This is a genomic window from Protofrankia coriariae, assembly GCF_001017755.1.
Taxonomy (GTDB): domain Bacteria; phylum Actinomycetota; class Actinomycetes; order Frankiales; family Frankiaceae; genus Protofrankia; species Protofrankia coriariae.
The window spans coordinates 1-2,683 of sequence record NZ_JWIO01000092.1 but is presented as its reverse complement, the minus strand read 5'-3'; the positions used below and the strand labels follow the sequence as shown (position 1 = coordinate 2,683).

The following is a 2,683-nucleotide window of genomic DNA, read 5'->3' as shown; positions in this document are numbered from 1 at the left end:
CAAGAATTCTGACGCGCGACACGAGGACGGGATAACCGACGCCGTACATCTGCGGCAGAGCAATCAGGACGGCTCCGAGCAACACGCCGCCCACCGCCGGCCGCAGCCACTCCGGGCCTCGCCAGACCCGGTCGCAGCCGTCATCCACGGCGTAGAGCACGCGGGTGAACGCCACCCCGGTGACCCCACCGAGAACGCCGAGCAGTGCGAAGAACGGGTAGTCCGCCGCGCTGCGGACGGCGAACGGTGGCAGCGTCAGAAACGGATTCGAGCCCAGCACCGCCCGCCCGACCACGCTGGCGGTCACGGCGGCCAGGACCACAACCCCGAACGCCTCGGCGGTGAACGACGCGAGGATCACCTCACAGGCGAACATCACGCCGGCGAGCGGTGCGTTGAAGGTCGCCGCGATCCCGCCGGCGGCCCCGCAGGCGACGAGGACGGGCAGCCGTTCGGCGCCGACCCGGGCGACCTGACCGAGCGCCGAACCGAGCGCGGACCCGATCTGCACGATCGGCCCCTCCCGGCCCACCGAGCCACCCGCACCGATGCACAGCGCGGACGCGAGCGACTTGACCGCCGACACCCGCGGCGCGATGCGGCCGTCATGTTCGGCGACGGCGTGCATCACCTCGGGAACGCCGTGCCCGCGGGCTTCCCGGGCGAACCGGTTGATCAGCGGACCGTAGAGCAGGCCACCGGCGACCGGGGCCAGCAGCAGATACCCAAAGCCAAGAGCGGGCACGTGCGGATTGGCCGCATGGCCCGCGACCGAGCAGTCCTCCCGGCCGCAGAACACCTCGGTGAACAGCACGATCAGCCAACGGAAACCGACCGCCGCCAGTCCCACTCCCGCGCCGACCATCATGGCCAATGCGATCAGCCCCGCCCCGCTCCGTGCCGTGCCGTGCCGGTACCAGCCCCGGCCGGCCACCGGGACCTCGCCCATCGGACCGCCGTCTTTCGATCCGCCACCGCACGCATATTTGCATAGTACAAAAGTTGTGCTGAGCATCCGAGTGGCATGCGCTGGTTCACTCGCCGGCTGCCGTGGGCGGTAGAACAGTGCCATGAGCGGCACGCCGGACGCCTCCACCCCACCTGGCGCCCCCGACGACGGCGTGGACGAGCTCACTGACGCCGTCCTCACCGCATCCCGCCTGCTGGTGGCCGTGTCCGCCCGCTCGCTGACCGCCGTCGGCGAGGACGTCACCCTCCCCCAGTTCCGCATGCTCGTCGTCCTAGCCAGCCGCGGACCTCTCCGGGCCGGCGACCTCGCCGACTTCCTCGCCGTCCACCCCTCCACTGCCACCCGCATGGCCGACCGTCTCGTCGCCGCCGGCCTGATCGACCGCCTCGGCAACCCGGACAACCGCCGCGAGGTCAATGTCGCGCTCACCGTGACCGGCAGGCAGCTCGTCGAGGACGTCACCCGCCGCCGCCGAGCCGAGATCACGGCGATCGTCGCGAGGATGGACCCCCGCCTGCGCGGCAGCCTGGTCGCGGCGTTACGCGCCTTCGCGGCCGCGGGCGGGGAACCGGGCGTCGACGCCAACGCGCTGGGCTGGAGCTGACCGGGGCGGGGCCAGCCCCCATCCTCACCGCGGTGTCGAATTCGGCCCTCCCGACCCTCCGCGCCCTTCGGCGCGCCAAGCTCCGACGTCAGGACGTGAACGGGGAGCGGCAGTCACATGAAGAAATCGTAAGGTTCGCCTCGCGTAAACCACTGCAAGGCCGCATACCGGGCCATACGGTGACGGTGTGCGCCGCAGACTCAGAGCCGACGGAGAAGCGTCACGCGGTGGCGGCGAGACGGAAAAGGCTTCCAGCAGCCGCGTGCTCGCGACCTGAACGCCTGCCCACTGAAACGGGGCACCATCATGCCTTTGGACGCAACCGGAAAGATTTCCCTCGATCATGTCTATACCGCACCGAATCCCCGCGAGTACTTTTCGACGCTGGGGCGACTCGACTATCAGATTCCTCAGCTCGCGAAGCCCTACTTCGAGAACCTTCTTCTTCGATACCGGGAAGCCAGCGGCTCCCCGTCACCTACGGTTCTCGACGTCGGATGCTCCTACGGGGTGAACGCCGCGCTGCTCAAGTTCGACCTGTCCCTGGTCGAACTCTACGATCACTACGCGGCTGCAGCCAGTGATCCGCGGGAGCGGAGCGTCCTGCTGGACCGCGATCGGGCGCTCGCCGCTGCGCGGCGCGCTCCCGCCGGCCCTCGCGTCATAGGCCTCGACAACTCGGCGCCAGCCCTCGCCTACTGCAATGTTCCTCAAAGACAGTAGACAAACTGGCGGCGGAGGGTGCGGGTCGGTGCTGCGGGGCGTCCCCAGACCCAGGGGCGGGCGCGCGCGTTGAGCTGGGCGGTGGCCAGGTCGACGGCGCGGGTGATCTCGTCGGTGTCGACGAAGGTCTGTCCGGCGAACGCCGCCCGGCGCAGCAGCCGCCACCAGCCCTCGGCCATGTTCAGCCAGCAGGCCTTCTTCGGGATGAACACCTGCTGGATCCGCCGATGGTGGGCCAGCCACCGGCGGACCTTCCCGCTGGTGTGGGTGGACAGGTTGTCGGTGACCACCCGGATCGGGCCGCGGGGATTGGCCTGGGCGATGAGGGTCAACAGCTGTATCCAGCCGTCGCTGTTGCGTGATGGGGCGCAGGAGGTGACCTCGGT

Annotated in this window: 4 protein-coding genes; 2 read left to right on the top strand and 2 right to left on the bottom strand. The window is 69.7% G+C overall.

What is annotated here, in order from left to right; translation table 11 throughout:
• Window positions 1–949 (bottom strand): chloride channel protein (locus FrCorBMG51_RS24260; RefSeq protein WP_162233288.1); only part of this gene is annotated, 949 nt, incomplete at its 3' end.
• A 121-nt stretch (window positions 950–1,070) separates the two neighbouring features.
• Between FrCorBMG51_RS24260 and FrCorBMG51_RS24255 the strand changes: the two genes are divergently transcribed.
• Both FrCorBMG51_RS24255 and FrCorBMG51_RS24250 read left to right on the top strand, forming a co-directional pair.
• The gene (locus tag FrCorBMG51_RS24255) at window positions 1,071–1,574 is read left to right on the top strand and encodes a MarR family winged helix-turn-helix transcriptional regulator (protein WP_047225320.1); all 504 of its coding nucleotides are present in this window, start codon (window positions 1,071–1,073) and stop codon (window positions 1,572–1,574) included.
• 306 nt (window positions 1,575–1,880) lie between these two features.
• On the top strand, window positions 1,881–2,297 hold the full coding sequence (locus tag FrCorBMG51_RS24250) for a hypothetical protein (RefSeq protein ID WP_157180671.1): 417 nt from the start codon (window positions 1,881–1,883) through the stop codon (window positions 2,295–2,297).
• Here FrCorBMG51_RS24250 and FrCorBMG51_RS24245 read toward each other — a convergent pair.
• On the bottom strand, window positions 2,285–2,683 hold a 399-nt coding region (locus FrCorBMG51_RS24245; protein ID WP_047225319.1), incomplete at its 5' end, for a transposase. The genes FrCorBMG51_RS24250 and FrCorBMG51_RS24245 overlap by 13 nt on opposite strands.